The 21372-nt window shown below is 64.5% G+C and carries 15 protein-coding genes; 6 read left to right on the plus strand and 9 right to left on the minus strand.

What is annotated here, in order from left to right:
* Window positions 1-3: 3 nt before the first annotated feature.
* Window positions 4-2952 carry a DNA polymerase I gene (gene polA, locus GNK13_RS02830; RefSeq protein ID WP_203328893.1) on the minus strand — a complete coding sequence of 983 codons (2949 nt, stop codon included), beginning with the start codon at window positions 2950-2952 and terminating at the stop codon, window positions 4-6.
* A 68-nt stretch (window positions 2953-3020) separates the two neighbouring features.
* The gene (locus GNK13_RS21395; protein ID WP_203328894.1) at window positions 3021-3542 is read right to left on the minus strand and encodes an FxsA family protein; all 522 of its coding nucleotides are present in this window, start codon (window positions 3540-3542) and stop codon (window positions 3021-3023) included.
* Between the two features lie 159 nt (window positions 3543-3701).
* On the opposite strand from GNK13_RS21395, the gene GNK13_RS02835 reads away from it, so the two are divergent.
* Together GNK13_RS02835 and GNK13_RS02840 are read left to right on the plus strand one after the other, a co-directional pair.
* Entirely contained in the window at window positions 3702-4490 is a 789-nt protein-coding gene (locus GNK13_RS02835; RefSeq protein WP_164100923.1) for a ThuA domain-containing protein, read from the plus strand.
* A complete protein-coding gene (locus tag GNK13_RS02840; protein WP_164100924.1) occupies window positions 4487-5398 on the plus strand; it encodes an alpha/beta hydrolase in 912 nt (303 codons plus the stop codon). Before GNK13_RS02835 ends, GNK13_RS02840 begins: the two co-directional genes overlap by 4 nt.
* Window positions 5399-5825: 427 nt before the next feature.
* Here GNK13_RS02840 and pnp read toward each other — a convergent pair whose 3' ends face one another.
* Both pnp and rpsO read right to left on the minus strand, forming a co-directional pair.
* Window positions 5826-8102, minus strand: a complete 2277-nt coding sequence (gene pnp, locus GNK13_RS02845; protein ID WP_164100925.1) for a polyribonucleotide nucleotidyltransferase — start codon at window positions 8100-8102, stop codon at window positions 5826-5828.
* A gap of 516 nt (window positions 8103-8618) precedes the next feature.
* A complete protein-coding gene (gene rpsO / locus GNK13_RS02850) occupies window positions 8619-8888 on the minus strand; it encodes a 30S ribosomal protein S15 (RefSeq protein WP_164100926.1) in 270 nt (89 codons plus the stop codon).
* A 188-nt stretch (window positions 8889-9076) separates the two neighbouring features.
* On the opposite strand from rpsO, the gene hflK reads away from it, so the two are divergent.
* Together hflK and hflC are read left to right on the plus strand one after the other, a co-directional pair.
* Window positions 9077-10123, plus strand: a complete 1047-nt coding sequence (gene hflK, locus GNK13_RS02855) for an FtsH protease activity modulator HflK (RefSeq protein ID WP_164100927.1) — start codon at window positions 9077-9079, stop codon at window positions 10121-10123.
* A gap of 105 nt (window positions 10124-10228) precedes the next feature.
* Complete coding sequence (hflC, locus tag GNK13_RS02860) at window positions 10229-11299, plus strand: protease modulator HflC (RefSeq protein WP_164100928.1); 1071 nt, start codon at window positions 10229-10231, stop codon at window positions 11297-11299.
* A gap of 427 nt (window positions 11300-11726) precedes the next feature.
* Here the strand turns inward: hflC and GNK13_RS02865 are convergent, their stop codons facing one another.
* The gene (locus GNK13_RS02865) at window positions 11727-12881 is read right to left on the minus strand and encodes a M24 family metallopeptidase (RefSeq protein ID WP_164100929.1); all 1155 of its coding nucleotides are present in this window, start codon (window positions 12879-12881) and stop codon (window positions 11727-11729) included.
* 37 nt (window positions 12882-12918) lie between these two features.
* Complete coding sequence (locus tag GNK13_RS02870) at window positions 12919-14409, minus strand: GntP family permease (protein WP_235934734.1); 1491 nt, start codon at window positions 14407-14409, stop codon at window positions 12919-12921.
* 182 nt (window positions 14410-14591) lie between these two features.
* Here GNK13_RS02870 and GNK13_RS02875 point away from each other — a divergent pair, with 182 nt between their 5' ends.
* Window positions 14592-15506, plus strand: a complete 915-nt coding sequence (locus tag GNK13_RS02875; protein WP_164100930.1) for a hypothetical protein — start codon at window positions 14592-14594, stop codon at window positions 15504-15506.
* Here the strand turns inward: GNK13_RS02875 and GNK13_RS02880 are convergent.
* A complete protein-coding gene (locus GNK13_RS02880; protein ID WP_164100931.1) occupies window positions 15463-16611 on the minus strand; it encodes a lysylphosphatidylglycerol synthase transmembrane domain-containing protein in 1149 nt (382 codons plus the stop codon). The genes GNK13_RS02875 and GNK13_RS02880 overlap by 44 nt on opposite strands.
* A gap of 155 nt (window positions 16612-16766) precedes the next feature.
* Here GNK13_RS02880 and GNK13_RS02885 point away from each other — a divergent pair, with 155 nt between their 5' ends.
* Window positions 16767-18659, plus strand: coding sequence for a redoxin family protein (locus GNK13_RS02885; RefSeq protein WP_164100932.1), 1893 nt, complete (start codon window positions 16767-16769; stop codon window positions 18657-18659).
* Between the two features lie 28 nt (window positions 18660-18687).
* Here GNK13_RS02885 and GNK13_RS02890 read toward each other — a convergent pair whose 3' ends face one another.
* Window positions 18688-19473, minus strand: coding sequence for a TIGR00266 family protein (locus GNK13_RS02890; protein ID WP_164100933.1), 786 nt, complete (start codon window positions 19471-19473; stop codon window positions 18688-18690).
* Window positions 19474-19720: 247 nt separating this feature from the next.
* The gene (gene mgtE, locus GNK13_RS02895; RefSeq protein WP_235934735.1) at window positions 19721-21097 is read right to left on the minus strand and encodes a magnesium transporter; all 1377 of its coding nucleotides are present in this window, start codon (window positions 21095-21097) and stop codon (window positions 19721-19723) included.
* Window positions 21098-21372 lie beyond the last annotated feature (275 nt).

Raw genomic sequence — 21372 nt, forward strand, 5'->3', positions numbered from 1 at the left:
CGGTCAGACTTCCGCCCAGGATTGGCCCCGGGCGACGTCGACCTTCAGCGGAACCCGCAGCTCGGCCACACCGATCATCTCTCGGCGAACCAGTGCTTCCAGGTCGTCCGCTGCATCGGGCGCGACTTCGAAGAGCAGCTCGTCGTGAATTTGCAGCAACAGTTTGGCCGCCAATGACGAATCCTTCAGTTCGGCATGGACGCGAAGCATCGCCTGCTTGATCAGGTCGGCCGCCGAACCTTGGATCACGGTGTTGACGGCGATGCGTTCCGGCTCGGTAAGCGTGCGTCGCTTGGAAACGTCGAGATTCTCCAGATCCCGAACTCCCTGGACCGTCCGCCGGCGACCGAGCATCGTCTCGACGAAGCCCGTCTGTCGACAATTGCTGAGCGTCCGCATCATGAACGCCTGCACGCCGGGATAGCGCGCGAAGTAGGTTTCGATGTAGGCAGCCGCTTCGTCCTTGGGGATCCGTAGCGTGCGGGCCAGGCCGAACGGGCTCTGGCCGTAGACGATCCCAAAGTTGATCGTTTTGGCCACCCGTCGCATCTCGTCGGTGACTTCGCTCTCCAAGATTCCGTGAACTTCGGCGGCGACGCGGCGATGGATGTCGGCGTCTTCGGCGTAGGCGGCGAGCAGCGCCTCGTCACCGCTGTAGTGCGCCAGGACGCGAAGCTCGATCTGCGAGTAGTCGGCCCCCATCAGCAGCCAGTCCGGATGCCCGGCGGTAAAAGCGCTGCGGATCGCTCGCCCCTGCTCGGTGCGAATCGGAATGTTTTGCAGATTCGGTTCGGTGCTGCTCAGCCGGCCCGTAGCTGCCACGTCCTGGCGGAACGAAGTGTGGAGCCGCCCGGTCGACTGGCAGACGAGCTGCGGGAGCGCGTCGACATAGGTGTTTCGCAGCTTGGTGGCTTGGCGGTAGGCGACGACTTTCTCGGGCAGCTCGTGCAGCGGTGCCAACTGCTGCAGCACATCGACGTCGGTGCTGGGGCCGGTCTTCGTCTTTTTGACGACCGGCAGATTCAGCTCGTCGAACATCACCACCGCTAGCTGCTTGGGGCTGTCGATGTTGAATTCGTGGCCGGCCAGCCCATGGATCTCCTCGCGGAGCCGTTCGATCTCGGCGGCAAAACCGGCACTCAGTTCGGCGAGCTGATCGACGTCGACTCGAATGCCATTGAATTCCATCTCCGCGAGCACGTCGATCAGCGGAATCTCGATCGTGTCGAAGAGCTCGGCTAAGCCTTCGTTCTCGAGTCGCTCGCGGAGCATCGGTGCGAGCCGCAACGGAATATCCGCATCCTCGGCGGCGTAGTCGGCAACCCGCTCCACGTCGACCTCGTCCATGCGGCACTGGTTCTTACCCGTTCCGATCAACGCTTTGATCGGCGTCGTCTGATGGTTCAGATAGCGGCGGGCGAGGTCATCGAGCGTGTGGTTCCGCTGCCCCGGCTCGAGCAAGTAATCGGCAACCATCGTGTCGTCGGTGACGCCGCGGACGTCGAGCGAGCAGCCACGCAGGACGATCAGATCGAATTTGATGTTCTGTCCCACCTTGGCGATGCCCGGATTCTCCAGGACCGGCCGCAGGGCTTCGACCACGACCGATTCGGCCAGCTGCGGATCTCCCGCCGGTGCGCGGACAGGAATGTACGCCGCTTCGCCGGGAGCCCACGCGACCGAGATTCCCACCAGCTGGCTGCAGCGAGGATTGGTGCCCGTCGTTTCGGTATCGAGGCTGATTCGCTCATAGCCGGAAAGCGTCGTTACCAGCTCGGCGAGTTCGGCTTCGCTGCGGATCAGGCGGTAGTCCGTCTCGAGTGGTGGCGGCGGCGCCGCTGCACCGCCGCTCCCCCCCGCCTTGCTGTGGTCGCCGATCAGTTCCTTGGCTCGGTCCTTGAGCCGCCGAAAGCCGAGTTCGTCGCAGAGCGCGGTGATCTGATCGAGATCGGCACCGCCGACCGCCCCCAGCCGCCACGGAATTGCGCATGGAACATCGGTTCGCAAGCGGACCAGTTCCCGCGAGAGCATCGCCCGCTCGCGACCTTCCTCCAGGTTCTTCCGCCACTTCGGACCCTTCGAAGCCGCCGCTTCGTCGAGCACTTTCTCGAGCGTGTCGTATTCCTCGAGGAGCTGCTGAGCCCGCTTGGGACCGATCAGGGGAACTCCCGGGACATTGTCGACCGGATCGCCGACCAGAGCCTGGTAGTCGACCACTTGCTCCGGCCGCACGCCCCAGTCGTCCCATAACTCGGCCGGACCCATCTCCGCGTTTTTGCGAATGTTGTACAGCCGCACGTTGTCGGTGATCAGCTGGCGGCAGTCCTTATCGCTGGTCACGATCAAGCAGCGTCCGCCCGCCGCTTCGACTTCGGCTCCGACTTTGGCGAGGATGTCGTCGGCTTCATAACCCGAACATTCGATCTGGCCGATCGACAGCGCCGAGAGCGTCCGCCGGATCAACGGAAGCTGCTGCCGCAGCTCGTCGGGCATCGATTCGCGGTGGGCTTTGTACTCCGAGTAGAGCGTGTTGCGAAACGTGATGTCCGACTTATCGAACGCGCAAAACAGGTAGTCGGGGGATTTGCGGGCGATCAGCTCCAGCACGTCGCCGAGAAACCCATAGACCGCCGCGACCGGCAGCCCCGACGGACTGCTCATCGGCGGCAGGGCATGAAAAACTTGGTAGATCAGCGAATGGGAATCGATGATCACGACCAGCCGCCCCTGCAAATCGGGCCGCGGATCGTCGCCCGCCTCGGCTGGGCGCGAGTTCGCGGGTGGGGCCGGTCCGGTGGCCGGAGCCGGGGCGGGGTCGGGAGCCGGAGGGTTCGAGCCGCTCACCGCGTTTGCCTCCCCATTGGCAGCGGGGCTGCCGGAGTCGTGAGGGCTGCTGGGGGCGTCGTCGTGATCAAAGCCCGTCAAAGTCGGCTGTTTGGGATTGCGGGGCATCGGCTTGAAGCGTGGTTGGAAGGAGATTTCCCCCGTTGTACCCCGTCGAGCGATTCCTCCCCAGGACTTTACCGCTGAGAGACCGGACGGACGTTGACCGCGTCGATCGTTTCGGAGCGACCGGCGTGGCCGGGTCGCGCTGCCGAGGCCGAGCGGGAATCACCGCGGGGCGGGTCGGGGCGATCGCCGAAGGTGGCCGAGCCGAGGGGGCCGCGCGTGAGCTGGACGCGAACGCCGCTCGCGATCCGCCGCATCACGGCTGCGCGAATCGACGCCCGAACGGCGGGAACGAGGAGCAGAAATCCGACCCCGTCGCTGAGGATCCCGGGGGTCAGCAGCAAAAGGGCGGCGGCGCCGATCATCACGCCGTCCTGGATTTCGCGTCCCGGCAACCGTCCCTCAGCCGTCGCCCGGCGGAACCGCTGCCACGCCTGCACGCCTTGTCGCCGCGCCAAAAATGAACCGATCACTCCGGTTACAATGACCAGCGCGATCGTCGCGAGCAGCGAAGTTTGTTCCGCGATCCAGATCAGCAGGAACAGCTCGACGAGCGGAATCAAAATGAAGGCCAGTAATAGCTTGATCAGCATCCTTCGAACTCCTGCTGTTAAAATCGCACGGCGGCCAAAGTGACAGTCGCCGCGGCTTTTTCTTGCGGTTTGCACGGTAATCGCAACTGCCGGGCCGCTGCTTTCCCTGGCCCGCTGCTTTCTCTTCCGCTTTCCCCTCCCCCTCCTGAGACCCCACCGATGAACTTCCGTTTTCTCGTCTTACTCGCTCTGGCCCTAGCGATTGGCACTCCGGTCTCCGCCGACGAGTCCTCGAAACCCACCTCCGAGGCGAAGGCGTCCGACCCGCTCCGGGCGCTGTTGGTGACCGGGGGATGCTGTCACGATTACCCCCGCCAAGCCGAAATCATTACGAAGGGAATGAACGAACGGATCGGACGGATTGAGTGGACGGTCGTGAATTATGGTACTGAGCGAACGGGGGAGTTGGCTGTCTACGCGAATCCCAACTGGGCGGCCGAGTATGACATCGTCGTCCACAACGAGTGCTATGGCGGCGTCACCGATCCGGCGGTGATTCAGCGGATCGTCGAGGGGCACGCGAAAGCCGGCGTTCCCGCCATCGCCGTCCACTGCTCGATGCATTCCTATCGGGCAGCCGAAAACGCCGACCTCTGGCGAGCCTTGCTCGGCGTCACCTCGACCTACCACGAGAAAGCCAAGCGGAGTCTGGCGGTCGTCCCGGTCATGCCCGAGCATCCAATTCTCAAAGGCTTTCCCGAAACCTGGAATACGCCCAACGGCGAACTGTACATCATCGAGCGGACGTGGCCAGCGACCGAAGTTTTGGCGACGGCCTACAGCACCGAAACCGAAAAGGACCAGCCGGTGGCCTGGGTGAACGAGCATCAAGGCGTGCGGGTGTTCGCAACCACGCTCGGGCACCACAATGTGACGATGGAGAGCCCCGAGTGGTTGAACATGGTCGCACTCGGCATGCAGTGGGCGATGGAAAAGCCGAAGCAGTGAATCCTTCAAGCGACGCCGCCCGTTTCGTCGAACTCACGACCGGCGCTCGCGGCGATCTGCCGGGCTGGCTGTGCAGTGATCCGCGTCGACCGCTGCAGGGCGGAGTCGTGCTGGTGCACGGGCTCGGCGAGCACTCGGGCCGCTATCGCGAACTCGCTGGAGTCCTCGCGGGTGCCGGTTTCGCTACGCTCGGCTACGACCAGCAAGGGCACGGGCTTGCTCCCGGACGTCGCGGCGCCCCTCGCAGCTACGATTCGATGCTCGAGGATATCGATGCAGCCCGCCGGACGCTCGGCGAGCACTTGGAGAAGCTGCAGCGGGAAAGCGGCGAGGAACCGCAGCCGGCACTGCCGCAGTGGTTGTTCGGCCACAGCATGGGTGGCAATCTCGCGGTGAACTACGCGCTTCGCTGGCCTCACGATCTGGCCGGGCTGATCCTTTCGAGTCCAATGCTGATGCCGGCAAAGCCTCCCTCGCGGAGTCAGGTCTTCGCCGCCTGGCTCACCGGTCGATTGTTGCCCTTCCTTCCGATTCGAGCTCCGATCGATCCGTCGGAGCTGACGCATGATCCCGCCGAAGTTCGGGCCATCGTGGAGGATCCGCTTCACCACGCGCGATTCTCGCTGCACCTGGCGACGCAGATGCTCGCCCAGGGCCGCTGGTCGCTCGATCGGGCTGGCGAGTTGAAGCTCCCGGTGCTCGTCTTTCACGGCGAGCTCGATTCGCTGACCGACCCGGGTGCAAGCGAAACGCTGTCGCTCCGCGCCGGCGAGCAGGCGAGTTTTCACTTGCTGCCCGGGATGTACCACGAGACGCTGCACGAGCTGGAGCGGGAGAAGGTATTTGCCATTCTCCGCGAGTGGTTGGAGGCACAAAAAAACGGCCGGAGATTGCTCTCCGGCCGTTAATGGTTCACTCGCTCATCAGCCGCAACGCGCTGGCGTCCGGTTCCCACGCCGTTTTCGGGAACCGTGGGCTAGCGCCCGGCGGCTGATGGATCATCCGGGCTCGTGTCCTCGCTCATCAGCCGCAACGCGCTAGCGTCCGGTTCTCACGCCGATTTCGGGAACCGTGGGCTAGCGCCCGGCGGCTGATGAATTATCCGGGCTCATGTCCTCGCTCATCAGCCGCAACGCGCTAGCGTCCGGTTCTCGCGGCGTTTTCGGGAACCGTGGGCTAGCGCCCGGCGGCTGATGAATCATCCGGGCTCGTGTCCTCGCTCATCAGCCGCAACGCGCTAGCGTCCGGTTCTCGCGGCGTTTTCGGGAACCGTGGGCTATCGCCCGGCGGCTGATGAATCATCCGGGCTCGTGTCCGGTGACTGCGAGAGGAACGTTAGTCGCGGCGTCGGCCACCGAAGCCGCCACCGCCACCGCCGTTGCCTCCTCGACTTCCTCCTCCTCCGCCGCCGCCACTGCGACCGCGGCGCCGCGGGGCTCGCCGGCCCCCTTCTTCGTCGTCGCCACCGGAGGCGCGCTCGCCATCCTCGTCGCCGGCCACGGCCGCGGCGAGTTCATCTTCGAGGCCAAGTTCTTCGAGGGCCCGACGACGGCTGAGTTTGACCCGGTCGTGCTCATCGATGTCGATCACCAGGACCTTCATCGCATCGCCCACCGAGATGTGCTTGTCGAGGCTGCTGATATACCCGCCGCTCATCTCGCTGATGTGCACCAGTCCATCGCGGCCGGGGAGGATTTCGACAAAGGCGCCGAAGTCCTTGATGCTGCTGACCGTTCCGTCGTAGATCTTGCCGATCTGGACCGTTGCGGTGCAGGCTTCGATCGCCCGCATCGCTTCGGCAGCGGTTTCCGAATCGCTGCTGGCAACGGTCACGACGCCGTCATCATCGACTTCGATGACCGTGTTGGTCCGCTCTTGGATTCCGCGGATATTTTTACCGCCCGGTCCGATCAGCATGCCGATCTTGCTCGGGTCGATCTTCGTCCGCAGCAGACGCGGCGCGGTCGCGGCGATGTCCCGACGCGGACGCGAGATCGTCGTCAGCATCTTGCGAAGGATGTCGATCCGGGCTTCACGCGATTGCTTGAGCGTGGCCCGGATGATGTCCTCGGTGATCCCGTTGATCTTCAGGTCCAGCTGAATGCCGGTGATCCCGTTCTGGGTTCCGGCGATCTTGAAGTCCATGTCGCCGAAGTGATCTTCGTCGCCCAGGATGTCGGTCAGGAGGCACCACTTGTCATCGGACTCCTTAACCAACCCGACCGAGATTCCCGCGACCGGGTTGCTGATCGGCACGCCAGCGGCCATCAAACCGAGCGTCGCACCACAGACCGAAGCCATCGAGCTGCTGCCGTTGGACTCCAGAATGTCGCTGATCACGCGGATCGTGTAGGGGAAATCTTCCGGCGAGGGAAGGACCGGAGCGACGCTTCGCTCGGCGAGTGCCCCGTGACCGATTTCGCGGCGTCCCGGGCCTCGGATCGGGCGGACTTCGCCGACCGAGAAGGAGGGAAAGTTGTAGTCCAGCATGAACTTTTTGCTGTACTCTTCCTGCAGGCCGTCGACGCGTTGCTCATCGCGGCCGGTTCCCAAGGTGATCGTGATCAGCGCCTGGGTCTCGCCCCGCTGGAACAGGGACGATCCGTGAACCCGCGGCAGCAGGTCGGTCTCGCAGTAGATCGGTCGCAGCGAAGTGCGATCGCGACCGTCGGGCCGGGTGCCGGCGAGGATCAGATCGCGGACGACCTTCTCTTCCAGATCGTGCCAGACGCTCTTGAAGCGAACCACCGAAATGGCGTCGGCCGCTTCGGGTTCGGGGATGACTTCGCCCATCGCCCGGTCGCGGAGTTCGCGAACGGCGTTGGCCCGTTCGAGCTTGCCAGGGGTCTGCTTGGCCGCCCGGAAAGCGTCGTAGTAGGCATCGTTGAGCCGTTGGAACAGCCCGTCGTCGGCTGGCGGGACGAATTCGACCTTGGTCGGCTTGACCTTGTCGAACAGCTCTTCCTGCAGGCCGATCACTTCGCGGATCACGTTGTGGGCGAACTGGATCGCCGAGAGCATATCGTCTTCGGACAGCTCTTGGCTGAAGCCTTCGATCATCGTGACCGCGTCGCGCGAGCCGGAAACGATCAGATCGAGCTCGCTCTCTTCGAGTTCATCGAAGGTGGGAAAGGGCACGAATTGCCCGTCGATCCGGCCGACGCGGACCGAGGCGACCGGGCCTTGGAACGGCAGGCTGCTGATGTGCAGGGCGGCCGAAGCGCCGTTCATCGCCAGCACGTCGCCGTCGTTCTGGGCGTCGCTGCTGAGGACGAACGATTGGACCTGGACTTCGTCTTTGAAACCCTGCGGCCACAACGGGCGGATCGGACGGTCGATCAGCCGGCTGGTGAGCGTCTCTTTGGTGGTCGGACGCCCTTCGCGTTTGAGGAATCCACCGGGGAAGCGGCCGACGGCGCTCAATCGTTCGCGGTAATCACAGGTCAACGGGAAAAAATCGATTCCCGGACGCGGGGTGCCGCTCGCCGCTGCGGTCAGCACGGTGGTATCGCCGTACTGCACGATCACGCAGGCGGCGGCTTGTTTGCCCAGTTGGCCGGTCTCGAACGAGAGCGTTCGTTGGCCAATTTTCTTTTCGACTCGAATCTTCACTGACTACTTTCCTTCCATCCAACATTTACAACAACATGCAAGCACCCCGCAAATTCCCCGCTGCGCCGTGCGACGCGATCAAAGTTCCAGGGCATGAGTCTCGATTGGGGGGCGGCGGCACGCTCGACGGTGCCGACTTGCGCCGAAGGGCTCGAGTGCCGAAAGTCTCGACCATTCGAACCGCTCGACGGGTGAGATGCTCGACCGGCGGCCGAGCGACCTCGGGGTGCGTCCCCTCCCGCGAGAAACTTGGGGACGCCTGCTGGCTCGCTTCAAGGTGATGTGAGCCGGGGATTCATAAGAACGCTCGCGGAGCGGTCCGGATCCAACCGACCGACGGAGCAAACAAGAGAAAAGGGCTGGGTCGAGAGGATTCCCCGCCGCAGCGGGCGGGGAACAACGAGGGCCTGTTCGAGATCGCCCTCAACCGCTCGTGACCGACCCGCCTCAGTTTCGCGCCCGCGGCCGGGCGCCTTCTGACGGCACCCGACGAGTGTTGCGTCGTGGGGAGCCGTGTTACTTCCGAATGTTTAGCTTTGCCAGAATGTCCAGGTAATGCTGCGGGTCTCGGTCGCGGATGTAATCCAGCAACCGCCGGCGGCGGCTGACCAGGCCGAGCAGCCCACGCCGCGAACCGAAGTCCTTGCGGTGCGTCCGCATGTGTTCGGTCAAGCCGTTGATCCGCTCCGTCAAAATCGCAATCTGCACTTCGGGCGAACCGGTGTCATTGGCTGCCTTCTGGTGCTCTTTGACGACGGCCTCTTTGCGTTCTTTCGTGATTGTCATCAGCTAACTTGCGCCAATATCCGTAACGTTGTCCTGACTGAGAATCCCGACAGTGTATCGCCACGCGGCGGGTTTGCAACGCCAACTTGGGAATCAATCGGATGTGGTAACCTAGGCTTTGTGAACCGGGGCCGCGGGCCTGCCCGAGCGGTCCCCCTTCCCGATCCTCCGCAAGAGTCCCGACGCCGATGTCCAACCGACGCGCTCGCCCTCCGCAATTCGAATCCATCGGCACCTATGCGACGGTCGGATTAGTGGCTTTGGCAGGAATGCTGGTCCTGTACCTCCTGGCCACTGGGATCTTCAAGGTCAACGAGTACGAGCAGGCGGTGCTGCTCCGCTTCGGACGCTTCCACCGCGTGGTCGAACCCGGATTGCATCTCAAGCTGCCGTGGATCGACGAAGCGATCGTCGTCGACGCTTCGGAGCGGAGCCTGCGGCTGCCGTGGGGGACGAGCGATCTGGAGCAAGCCGGCCGCCAGATGGTCGTGGACCAGCGTCGGCAGGATGAATCGCTGATCCTGACCGGGGACCTGTACGCGGCGGTGGTCGAGTGGAACGTGGTCTGGCGGATCGCCGAACCCCGCGACTACGTCACCCGGTTCGACGACGTCGAAACGCTCGAGCGGACGATCCTGGCGGTCGCCCGCAGCACGATGCACCGGGCGGTCGGCGATTACTCGGCCGAAGAGGTGCTCACCGGAGAGCGGGCCGCGGTGAAAACTGCCGCTTGGCAGGACATGAGCGACCAACTCGAGCGGCTCCGCAGCGGTGTCGAAATCGTCGACCTGCAGATGCAGCGGGTGACCCCGCCAACCCGCGTTCGCCCGGCCTTCGACGACGTCAACGCGTCGATCCAGCAGCGGGACCAATTGGTCAACGAAGCGATCCGCGAACGCAACATGCTGACACCGACGGCCGAAGCCCACAAAGACCAGCTGATCCGCGAGGCGGAAGGCTACGCCGCTCGCCTGGAAGCGGAGACGCAAGGGAAAGTCGCCGCGCTGCGGGCCAAATACGAAGCCTACCGGCACGCTCCCGAAGTGACTCGCCAGCGGATGTACCTGGAAGCCATGGAACGGGTGCTCAGCAACAGCGGACCGAAGACGATCCTCGACAGCGACCTGCAAAGCCTGCTGCCGCTGCTGAATCTTGGCCCCGAGCCGCCGCTGAGTCCCGCGGTGCCCGTTGGGGACGCCGACGCCCGCAGATCGCCGACGCCCGCAAATCGCTGACGCCCGCGAATCGCTGATGCCCGCGGATCGCTGATGCCGCTCGCCCCCCAAATTTCCTCCCCGCCACCACCGGCGAAAATTTCAACTCCATGAATATTCAACTCCATGAATAATCGAATTCTCCTCAACGTGCTTCGCGGTCTGGCAGTGCTCGCAGTGCTGCTGATCCTGATGCCCTTCTGGGTGTTCATTGTCAGCGAACGCGAAATGGCGGTCGTGCTGCGGTTTGGCAAGCCGGTCCGCGAGCACACCGAGCCCGGGGTGCGGTTCAAGGTGCCATTCGTGGAGACGGTCCGCGTGCTCCCCAAGACCCAGCAGTTCTGGGGCGACAGCCGCGAATACGTGCTCCCCGATTTGCCGACTCGCGACGACAAAAAGATCGAGCTGATCCCGTGGTCGGTGTGGCGGATCACCGAGCCGACGGTGTTCGTCCAGCGGCTGCGGACGATCGAGAACGCCGAACAGCGGGTCGCGCAAATCACCCGCAGCGCAATCCGCGACGTGCTGACCCAGTACGATTTGGTCGAAGTCGTGCGGAGCACCAACCGGCCGATCCCAAGCAGCAGCGACTACAGTCAAGCGGCGGCCGAGGCCGCTGCCGCCGTCGCCGACGATGAAATTGCCGCCAGGCTCGCCCAGGCCGGTGAGGGCCAGGCGGCTCTCGAAATCGAGACCGGGCGGCGGAAGATTTTGGCCGAGATCAAAGCCGAGGCGACTCGTCGCTTGGCCCGTCAATCCGATCTCGAAGGGGATCTCGGCCGCGGAATCGAGCTGGTCGACGTGGGGATCTCGCAAATCGATTTCGTCGACACCGTCCGCGCCAAAACCTTCGACCGCTGGATTGCCGAACGCGAAGCGATCTCGGCGCGGAATGTCAACGAGGGTGAGCGGCTGAAGGCTCAAATCATCAACGAGACGAAAGCCGAGGTCCAACGGATCGAAGGCGAAGGAGAACGCATCGCCAGCGAGACTAAAGGCAAGGCCGATGCGCTGGCGATCCAGCGGTACGCCGAAGCGATCAACGAAGTCGGTGAGTTCTACACCTTCTCCCGCACGCTCGAGGCGTACGAGAACGCGATCAGCAAAGACAGCCGGATGATCCTGACCACCGACAGCGACTTCTTCGACCTGCTGAAAAAACTCCAGCCCCCGCCGGAGGAAACGGGTAGCCGGTAGCCGGTAGCCGGGGGCCGGTAGCCGGTAGCCGGTAGCCGGAAACCGGAAACCGGGGGCCGGTAGCCGGGGGCCGGAAACCGGTAGCCGGGGGCCGGAAACCGGGAGCAGGTGGGCCACGGAAGGACACGGAAGGCCACGGAAGGTAGGTGGGTATTTGTGAGCTCAGATTTTGGCAACTCGTACTCGTACTCAGCGAAGCGGTACTCGTACTCGTACTCGAGCATCCCGGATGAAGGCACAACGGGAGTGAGGTGCCGACGACCGATTCGACACGAGCCACTCGGACTGCACTTCGGAACGGGCGCGGTCGGCGGGGAAGATCGCGGTCGCGAGTACGAGTACCGCTTCGCTGAGTACGAGTACCGCTTCGCTGAGTACGAGAGAGGAAAGCCTCTAACTCCCTACTTCCTGAACCCTGAACCCTCCTTCACCTCCAATCGAGTCCTTCGGGGAGGCGGTTGAGGTTTCGGGGGCCGGCGTCGGTGACCAGGAGCATGTCTTCGATGCGGACCCCTCCGGTCGAGCGCCCGTAGAGTCCCGGTTCGACGGTAAAAACTTCACCGGCGAGCAATTCTCCGCCGCCGTCGTCGAGCAGGATCGGTTCATGGACTTCCAGTCCGATCCCGTGCCCGGTCCCATGCTGGATCGTCGGATGATCGGTGACCGTGCCGCGAGCGAGCTGGAAACCGTGCTGCTGCTGCGTCTCGACGACCGCTCGATGCACGGCGGCGGCGGTCTCGCCGGGAACGAGTTTGGCAATCCCAGCCGCTTTGGCGGCCACGACGGCCGCGTGCATCCGCGCGACCGTCTCGGTGGGCGTGCCGTGAACGACGGTGCGGGTACAGTCGCCGTGGTACCGGGTCGCTTCGCAGCGGGGGAAGATGTCGACGATCACCGGCGCAGCGGTCCGCAGCGGGCCCCGTCCCGAAGCGTGGCAGTCGCCCGAGTCGGGGAGCGTCGCGACGATGCAGCCATGCCCCATCGTGTACCCGAGGTCGAGCAGGAATTTGGCGATCTCCGACTTCAGCCGCTCGCTCGTCAGCGGTTCCCCCTGCTCACGCAACGTCCCGTCGGCGGCCGCTTCCGCGCGAGCGATTCGGCTGCACGCCATCTCCATCGCCCGCTCGGTCGTCGCCTGAGCTTCGGCCAGCCACTCGATTTCTTGTTCGCTTTTGACGCGGCGGTCGAGCACCCCCAAGGCGTCGTCGTACACGATCTCCATCCCCGCTTGCTGGACGTGCCATGCGAAGATGAACGGCAGGCTGCGGTCGGTGCGGACGCGGCGGGCGCCGATCCGGCGGAGGCATTCGGCGGCCGCTTGAGCGGTGGCGGTCGCCCGATCCGAATCGAGCCCAGCGGCCGGAGCGAACTCGGCAGGCGCCGTCACTCGCCGCGCCGAACTGGTCCGCCGCGCGCGGTCCACTTCGACGTCCCGGATGATCAGCGTCGATTCCCCCTGGGCCGTCTCGATCCAGGCCGCCGGATCTCCGGCGGTCATCAGCACTTTGCGGAACAAGGTGGGGTTCTCGGCGGGAATCCCTCCGAGCAGCGTTGCCTCGTAGTTCGTCGCGTCATAGGTCATGGCCAAATCCTCCCAGTCGAGCAACTTTGTCGAGCAGCTACACAAGCGGCACGAGCCACGCTCCGAGCATCGTCCAAAACAGCGTGCTGAGTCCCATTCCGACCGTGAACGGGCTGATCGTTCGCAGCCCTTCGCTCTCGGTCATGCCGCTCATCTTGCACATCACCCAGAAACCGCTGTCGTTCATCCACGACACCGGCTTGCTTCCGGCGCCAATCGCCAGGGCCAGATAAACCGGATGAAAGGGAAGCCCGCCGCCGGCGGCCAGTCCCTGCAGGATACCGGCCGCGGTGATCATCGCCACCGTCGCGGAGCCTTGCAGCGTGCGGATCGCCGTGGTCACCGCAAACGCGATCGGCAGCAGCATCAGGCCCGGAACCGAAGCCCGGATTCCCGACATCGCTTCGGCAATCCCCGCTTGGCCGAGCATCGCACCAAACGCCCCGCCGGCTGAGGTGATCAGGATGATGACGCCGCCGCTGGCCAGCGCGGCGCTGACGAGCCGGCTGCGATCGAGCGTCGGCGGCGCCCAGTAGAGCATGGCTAGGGCGATCGCCGTGGCGATTCCGAGAGCCACGTTCTTGTCGCCGAGTAACTGCAACCAGCCGACCAGCAGTTCGGTCGCGGTTGCCGATTCCGAGAGAGGAACGGTCCCCATCGACATCTTGGTTGCGGTTTGGCCGGCGATCAGGAGGACGGGCAGCAGAATCGGAGCCAGCGCGAGCAGGACTGGCGGACCGCTTCGCCGGGGTCGCGATGGGTCCCCCACGCGCTGCTCGGCGTCGAGATCCGCTTCGCCTTCGGCAAACTCGTCGACTCCCTCGCCGAGCGACCGCAGCGGAACGTCGACGCGACGATTCAACCACCAGGCCACGCCGAGCGAAAAGGTGCTCGAGAGCCCTCCCACAACCAATCCGGCGAGCATCAGCGTCAGCAGATCGACGCCGATGATCTCGGCAATCTGCAGCGGACCGGGAGTCGGCGGGACCAGCGAGTGGGCGATCGAGCCTCCCGCCATGATCGCCAAAATGAACAGCACATAGTCGCGGCCGGTCCGCTGCCGCAACGTGCGGGCGAGCGGCACCATCAAATAAAACACGGTGTCGAAAAAGACGGGAATTCCGAGCACGAACGAGCTGGCCGCTAGCGCGATCGCTGCGTGCCGCTGGCCGATCACCCCGAGCGCCGCTTCGATGATCACCCGGGCCGCGCCGCTCTGCAGCAGGCAGGCTCCAATGATGCTGGCCAGAGCGATCAGGATTCCGATCTGCCCAGCCGTCTTGCCAAACGCAGCCGCCAGGCGCGCCGGGGCCGCTTGGCTGACAAAGCCGCTGACCTCCTCGGCCTCCAAACTTCCTCGCTCGACCAGCGCCTCGGCGTGCGTCTGCAGCGCCGCCGGTGGGGTCCCCACGGCGACCAAGAGTCCGGCCAGCATCAGGGCGAGAAAGGCGTGCAGCCGGAGCCAGAGGATCGAGACCAAGACGGTGACGATGGCAATCGAGACGAGCACCCAGACGTTCAACTTCACCCACGCTTGTTCAAGAAGATCGGACTTCGCGGAGCCTCGCGGCACTTGGTGCGGACAGAATAACCGGAACGATCCGCGAAGAGGGACGGCCGGGCGAATTAAGCGAGACGTCTCGGCCGCGCAGCCGAACAGTGCTGAGGTGGCCTTCTCCGCTTCGCCGTCCGTTACCCCGGAAGTTTTCGATGTCGCGACGACGCATCCTGTTGGTGATCGGTTGTCTGCTGATGACTTCGCCGGTGCTGGCCCGCGATCTGATCGTCGACAATCTCCGGGGAAGCGACTCGCAGAACGACCGCGGCTTCGTTCCCGGACCGGCAACCTTTGGTCCCTATCGCACGATCAACCGAGCCCTGGCCGGCGCTCGCAGCGGCGACCGAATCGTGCTGACGAACACCGGCGAGCCGTACCGCGAAATGATCGCGCTCAACGGCTACCGGCACAGTGGCAGCCCCGGAGCTCCGTTCGAGATCGTCGGCAATGGTGCCACGCTCGACGGAACCGTCGCGGCCGGAATGGAGCGGTGGCGAGCGGTCGGGGGAGGCGTCTGGCAACTGGAACCGACGCCACCCGGCTATCCGTTGCTCTCGCGCGGCGGTCGCCCGCTGAACCGAGTGGAAATCATCGCCGGTGGAGATTTGCAGCAGCTCCAGCCGCTCTCCTGGGCCCGCGCCGGGGCCCTGATCTACTTTCGCGGCGAACCGCATCGCGGGCCGTTCGATTACCCGCTCGAAGTCACCGAGCTGACGACCGGGATTACGCTCTACGACGTCCATGATGTGGTGATTCGCGACCTGGTCGTTCGCGGCTACCGCCTCGATGGGATCAACGCCCACGATCGCGTCCGGGAGACGGCGATCGTCGGCGTCGCCAGCCGCCACAACGGGCGGAGCGGAATCACGGTCGCCGGAGCCAGCCAGGTCACGATCGGAGCGACGCTCTGCGAACAGAACGGCAAGGCTCAGTTGCGGGTCGAAGGCCGGGGCGTGGCGAGACTCGGCAACGTCGACTTGGTCGCAGGCACCGACCCGGCTCCTTTTTCTGCACCGGCTCTCGTTACCGAGGATGCCGGTCAGGCGTTGGAGTTGCCCCGGCAGTAACTTCCGGAGAAGCGAGTTCGTCGGCTTGCTCACGCTCCTCGAGGGCTTCGCCAGCGGTGCGTTCGTCGGCCGCGTGCAGGTCCTCGTCGAGCTCCTCCTCCATCTCGTCCTCGATCGCGTCGAGCGACTCTTGGACTTCCCGGCCGCTGCTCCAGTAGAACACCATGCCGACGCTGGCCAGGGCGAGCTTCACCAGCTCAAAGGCGAGCGCGACGAGCGTTCCCGATGCGGCAGTCGGCTCGGCTGGCACGACGCGGTAGAGCCAGTCGATCGTGGCTTCGAGAATTCCCATTCCCGCCGGTGTGAGCGGGAGGGCCGAGGCGAGCATCCCCACCGGGACGATGATCAAATGATCCGCGAAACCGGGTGGGGCGTCGTACAGCCCGCGAGCCACTAAATACATGCTGATCGACAGCAGCGAATGGACGCCGAGGCTGAGCACAAGCGCGATCAAGAACGAGACCGGATGGCGGTGAAAGCTGCGGAGCGGGTCGGCGACGCGGTGGATCAGCGCCCCGACGCGGGGGAGGTCGCCCAACCGTCGCAGCAAGCGGTCGATCCAACGGCCCCCGACGACCAGCGTGACCAGTGCTACGGTGCCCACGGCAGCCAACACCGCCGCCCCCCGAGCCACCTGCTGCAGGTCTTCGCTGGCGGTCGCCGGGGGGACGATTGCCAGGGCGGCGACGACGACTAGCAGCAAGCCGTACAGCCCCAGTGCTCGGTCGACGAAAATCGACGCCACCGCCTCGATCCGTTTGCCTGGGCTGCGGCGGGCGAGAAAAATCCCTTTGAACAAATCGCCTCCCACCGAACCGGCCGAGACGAAGTTCAGCAAAAATCCGATCGCGCTCAAGCGGTACGCGTCGAGCATGCTCAGCGGGATGCCTTGGCTGCGGACCAAGATCGCCCACCGCGTGAACGTCAGCGCGAGCGCTGCGAGGGCCACGAGGAACGCGGAGGCCAGCACGCCGTAGTGCTTCGGCTGCGAACGGAGCGCGGCCCACTGCTCATCATCGATGGCGCTCAACAGCCAGACGATGATGACCACGGGGGTCACAAATTTGATGGTCGTGATCGCGATCGAGCGGAGGCGAGGATTCATAAGCCGGAGCATACTCCAGCGGCAACCCTCTCACCAAGCGGATTTGAAACCGCGGGCCGCTGCTGCGAGTATCACTTCCACCGAGCCACGCCGATTGCGTCTAATAGCATTTGATACACCGATTCGCGACGTTCCGCCGCAACTACGGACCGAACATGAGTGCCTTCAATCGCCTCCTCTGCAACCGCCTCCCCCAGCTACTGGTGCTCGCCGCGGTTGGTCTCGGCCTCGTCGGTTTTGGGGCGATGGCAGTGCAGGCTGCCGACAGCGCGGTTCGCCAGGGGCCCCAGCCGCTCAAGGCGGGCGAGCTCGGCGTCGGTAGCCGAGTGCCCGATCTCGCCTTGACCACCATCAGCGGCGAGCCGGGGCGGCTCAGCGACTTTGCCGAAGCCCCGGCCCTCGTGATCGCGCTGACCGGGACCGAATGCCCGCTGTGCCTGAAGTATGCTCCCACGCTAGCTGCAATCGAGCAGCAGTATCGCGAGCGAGGCGTGGTCTTCGTGTTCGTCAATCCGAGCGAATCGGAGGAGCTCGAACGCCTCGAGAAGGCAGTCGAGACGCACGGCTTTGAGGGACCGTATGCCCGCGACGGATCGAAATCGCTCGCCGCCGCGCTCGGTGCGAAAACGACCACCGAAGTTTTCGTGCTCGACCGAGCCCGCACGCTGGTCTATCGCGGAGCGGTCGACGACCAGTACGGCTTTGGCTATGCGCTCGATGCGCCGCGGAAGACGTATCTCCGCGATGCGCTCGACGAACTGCTCGCCGGCCAGTCGCCTCGCGTGGCCGCCACGTCGTCGCCGGGCTGCGAGCTGTTCTATGGCGGCCCGGATTCACGTGCCTCCTCGACAGCGGAGGCTGCGGAGCTGAGCCGCGCCCCGGCCGAGATCACCTACCACAACCGGATCTCTCGCATCGTCCAGGCGAATTGTCTCGAATGTCACCGCGAAGAGGGGATCGCCCCGATCGGTCTCGAGACGTACGAGGAAGTCAAAGATTATGCGGGGATGATCCGCCGCGTCGTCGAGCAGGGAATCATGCCCCCTTGGTTCGCTGCTCCCCTGCCGCAAACGAATGCAACCGAATCCCCTTCGGTCCAGCAGGCCCCTTCGGTCCATTGGGCAAATGACCGCTCCTTGTCGAATCGCGAACAGGCGGACTTGTTCGCGTGGATCGAGGCCGGCGCCCCCGAAGGGGACCCACAAGACGCTCCCCTGCCAAAGACCTATCCCGACGGATGGCTGATAGGAAAACCCGACGCGGTGTTCGAGTTCTCCAGTCCCGTGCCGGTGAAAGCGACCGGCACGATGCCCTACCAGAACGTCACGGTGGAGACGAATTTGCCCGAAGACCGCTGGGTGCAAGCGATCGAGGTTCGCCCGGGGAACCTTCGGGTCGTGCACCATGTCCTGGTGATGATCGATAAGGGCGAAGAGGAAGTCGACGAGAGCGACGGGTACTGGGGCGTCTACGTGCCGGGCAACAGCACGCTCGTCTATCCCGATGGCTACGCCAAGCTGCTTCCCAAGGGAGCCAAGCTGCGGTTTCAAATGCACTACACGCCCAATGGGACGGCCACCGAAGACAGTACCCGAATTGGCGTCGTCTTCGCCAAAGAGCCGCCCCAGCACGAGGTGAAGGTCGCAGGCATCGCCAACGGCAAGCTCCGCATTCCCCCCGGAGCCGAGAACCACCGGGAAGAGGCGACTCGTCGGCTCCCGTTCGATGTGCAGATTCTCGGCTTCCTGCCGCACATGCACTTGCGAGGCAAGGCCGCACGCTACGAGCTGGTGACCGAGAACGGGACGGAGTTGTTGCTCGACGTCCCCCGCTACGACTTCAACTGGCAACTGCTGTATCGACTCGCCCAGCCGCGTTCTCTCAAGGCGGGCGACACGCTCCGCTTCACCTGTTGGTACGACAACAGCGAAAACAACCCGGCCAACCCCGACCCCACGCGGACCGTCACCTGGGGACCGCAGACCTATGACGAGATGCATCTCGGTTACATCGAGTACATCGTTCCCGGAGATCGGCTGCGGAAGTGATTCGCCGTTCCACGCTTTCGTGAGCGGCTCAGCGTTCCATCAAGTCGGCCAACCCGCCGAGCAGCGAGCCTTCGCCTTGCTGCGAACCTCCGGCACTCGGGGCATGGGCGAGGATCCGGTCAGCCATCCGCGAAAACGGCAGGCTCTGCAGCAGCACGGTGCCGTGGCCGCGGAGGGTTGCCAGGAAAAATCCTTCGCCGCCAAAAAACATCGACTTGAGGTTCCCGGCCCGCTGGATGTCGTACTCGATGCCGGGGGTGAAAGCGACGATGCAGCCGGTATCGACGCGGAGCGATTCGCCGTTGAGCTTCTTTTGGATCACGTGCCCGCCGGCGTGCAGGAAGGCCATCCCGTCACCTTCGACCTTCTGCAGGATGAAGCCTTCGCCGCCAAAGAATCCCGCTCCGATCTTCCTCTGAAAGGCGATCCCGAGCTTGGTGCCGTAGGCGGCGCAGAGAAAACTATCCTTCTGGCAGAGCAATCCGCCGCCGAGCTGCGCCAGGTTTAGCGGCAGGATCTTGCCCGGATAGGGAGAAGCGAAAGCGACTCGTCGCTTGCCGTGGCCGTGGTTGGTGAAGTGGGTCATGAAGAGCGATTCGCCCGTCAGCATCCGTTTGCCGGCGCCGAACAGTTTGCCCAGCATCCCCTGCCCCGCTTCGGAGCCGTCTCCCATGCGGGCTTCGAAATCGATCCCCTCCTCCATATAGGTCATCGCGCCGGCTTCGGCGACGACCGTCTCGCCCGGATCGAGCTCGACTTCGACGAGCTGCATTTCGGACCCATGAATCTCGTAATCGACTTCGTGCGACTGCATCGGTGAAAGCTCCGGAAGACGGGAAGAGAGCAGGAGGAATCGGACCGCAGGATAGTTCGTCGCTGGTGGGGCGATCTTGCTTGGGGATCGGGCTTGCTTGGGGATCGGGCTTGCTTGGGGATCGGGCTTGCTTGGGGATCGGGCTTGCTTCGGGATCGGGCTTGCTTCGGGATCGGGCTTGCTTCGGGATCGGCTGGCGCTGGCAGCGGCCCGCTCACGAGCCACTCACGAGCCACTCACGAGCCAGTCAGGAGCCGGTCAGCTGGGCGAGGAACAGCGTCGCTAGGCCGAACACCAGGGAAAATCCGCACATGTCGGTGACGGTCGTCAGCAGCGGACCGGAGGCGACCGCGGGATCGAAACCGAAGCGGCGGAGCAGCAACGGAACGATGCCGCCGAGGGAAACCGCCACGATGGTGTTCATCGCCAGCGCCGCCCCGACGACCAGGCCGAGATAGAAGTTATCTTGCCAGAGCCAGCCACCGACTCCCACCAGGGTCCCCAGCACGCTGCCGTTGATCAGCCCCAACGAGACTTCCTTCAGCCACACGCGCATCGTTTCCGAAGGGACCACCAGGCCGAGCGACAGCTCGCGCATGCTGACGGCCACGGCCTGATTGCCGCTGCAGCCGCTCATGTCCGAGATCATCGGCAGGAAGACCGTCAGGGCGAGGACCGAGGAGAGGGTGTCTTGAAAATTGGCGATGACGCTGGCCGCACCGATGTTCAACACGATGTTGACGCTGAGCCACGCCAACCGCCCTCGCGCCCGAACCGCCAACGGCATCGACCGCAGCTCTTCACCGCTGGGGATCCCTTGGCTCTTCATGTAGTCCGCTTCGTGCCGGGCTCCCCAAGCCTCGTCGACGGCGGTGCGGCGGACGACCCCCAAGAAGCGACCGCTATGGTCGGTGACCGGGACGCCCAAGAAGTGGTGCTGGTCGAGGAGCTCGACGAGATCATCCAGCGACGTGTCGTGCGGAACCGAGAGCGGCTCGTGGATCATGATCTCGCGGACCGGGCGGCTTCGTCCGGCCAGCAGGAGGTCGCGGAGCCGCAGGACGCCGGTCAAGCGTCCCAGGCGGTCGCAGATATAGGCGTACTGGACGTCGAAGTCGCGGTAGGTTTCCGCTCCGGCGGCGAGATCGTCGATCACCTGCCCGGCGGTCGCCGTCTCGGAGAACTGCAGGAACTCGGTGATCATCAGACCGCCGGCCGTATCGTCCTCGTAGCGGACCAGCGAGCGAGCGGCGGCCGCCTCGAGAGGATCCATGCGGTCGAGGATCGCTTCGGCTTGCTCCTCCTCGAGCCCGCCGATCAAGTCGGCCTGCTCGTCGCTGGGCATCTCCTCGACGATCCGCGCGGCCGTCTCGGGGGGTAGATGCTGGATCAGCCCCACCGCCTGAGCGTCGGGCAACCGGGAGAGCAGATCGGCGGCGTCGTCGGGCCGGAGCGTCTCGAAAACCTGGCACTGCTGGTCTTCCGAAAGCCGGCTGAGCGAGTGGGCTTGCTCGCCTGGGGGAAGGGTGTCGAGGAATTTCTCCAGCGACTCGGCCTCGCCGGCTTCGGCGAGCTCATTCAGCATTTCCCAGGGCTGCTCGTCGGTCTCGGGTTGGCTGCTCACGAGGTGACTTCTCTCCAGCTCAGCTCTCTCGGGAAAACGGGGACGCTCCAGTGGGGATTCCTCCACCGCGACCCCTGAAATGCTCGCCGCTGCTCCGCTTCCTCGCTAGACCCCTTGGCGTACATCCACGCGATCTCCGAGGCCGCCCGGACTGGAAAGGCGGTGGAGGGTGTTGTTGCGGGTTTTCTGACAGAGCCTAGCTGGACAGCGCCACTTTGGATTGGTTCGGAGCAGGACGGCTCGCGGAAAAATCGTTTAACGGCAAGCCGAAGGCG

It is taken from the genome of Candidatus Laterigemmans baculatus (assembly GCF_010367455.1).
GTDB lineage: Bacteria > Planctomycetota > Planctomycetia > Pirellulales > Pirellulaceae > Laterigemmans > Laterigemmans baculatus.

Coding starts and splice junctions, on each gene's coding strand:
- polA (WP_203328893.1), bottom strand. CDS start 2,952: ATGCCCCGCAATCCCAAACAGCCGACTTTGACGGGCTTTGATCACGAC.
- GNK13_RS21395 (WP_203328894.1), bottom strand. CDS start 3,542: ATGCTGATCAAGCTATTACTGGCCTTCATTTTGATTCCGCTCGTCGAG.
- GNK13_RS02835 (WP_164100923.1), top strand. CDS start 3,702: ATGAACTTCCGTTTTCTCGTCTTACTCGCTCTGGCCCTAGCGATTGGC.
- rpsO (WP_164100926.1), bottom strand. CDS start 8,888: ATGACAATCACGAAAGAACGCAAAGAGGCCGTCGTCAAAGAGCACCAG.
- hflK (WP_164100927.1), top strand. CDS start 9,077: ATGTCCAACCGACGCGCTCGCCCTCCGCAATTCGAATCCATCGGCACC.
- hflC (WP_164100928.1), top strand. CDS start 10,229: ATGAATAATCGAATTCTCCTCAACGTGCTTCGCGGTCTGGCAGTGCTC.
- GNK13_RS02865 (WP_164100929.1), bottom strand. CDS start 12,881: ATGACCTATGACGCGACGAACTACGAGGCAACGCTGCTCGGAGGGATT.
- GNK13_RS02875 (WP_164100930.1), top strand. CDS start 14,592: ATGTCGCGACGACGCATCCTGTTGGTGATCGGTTGTCTGCTGATGACT.
- GNK13_RS02880 (WP_164100931.1), bottom strand. CDS start 16,611: ATGAATCCTCGCCTCCGCTCGATCGCGATCACGACCATCAAATTTGTG.
- GNK13_RS02885 (WP_164100932.1), top strand. CDS start 16,767: ATGAGTGCCTTCAATCGCCTCCTCTGCAACCGCCTCCCCCAGCTACTG.
- GNK13_RS02890 (WP_164100933.1), bottom strand. CDS start 19,473: ATGCAGTCGCACGAAGTCGATTACGAGATTCATGGGTCCGAAATGCAG.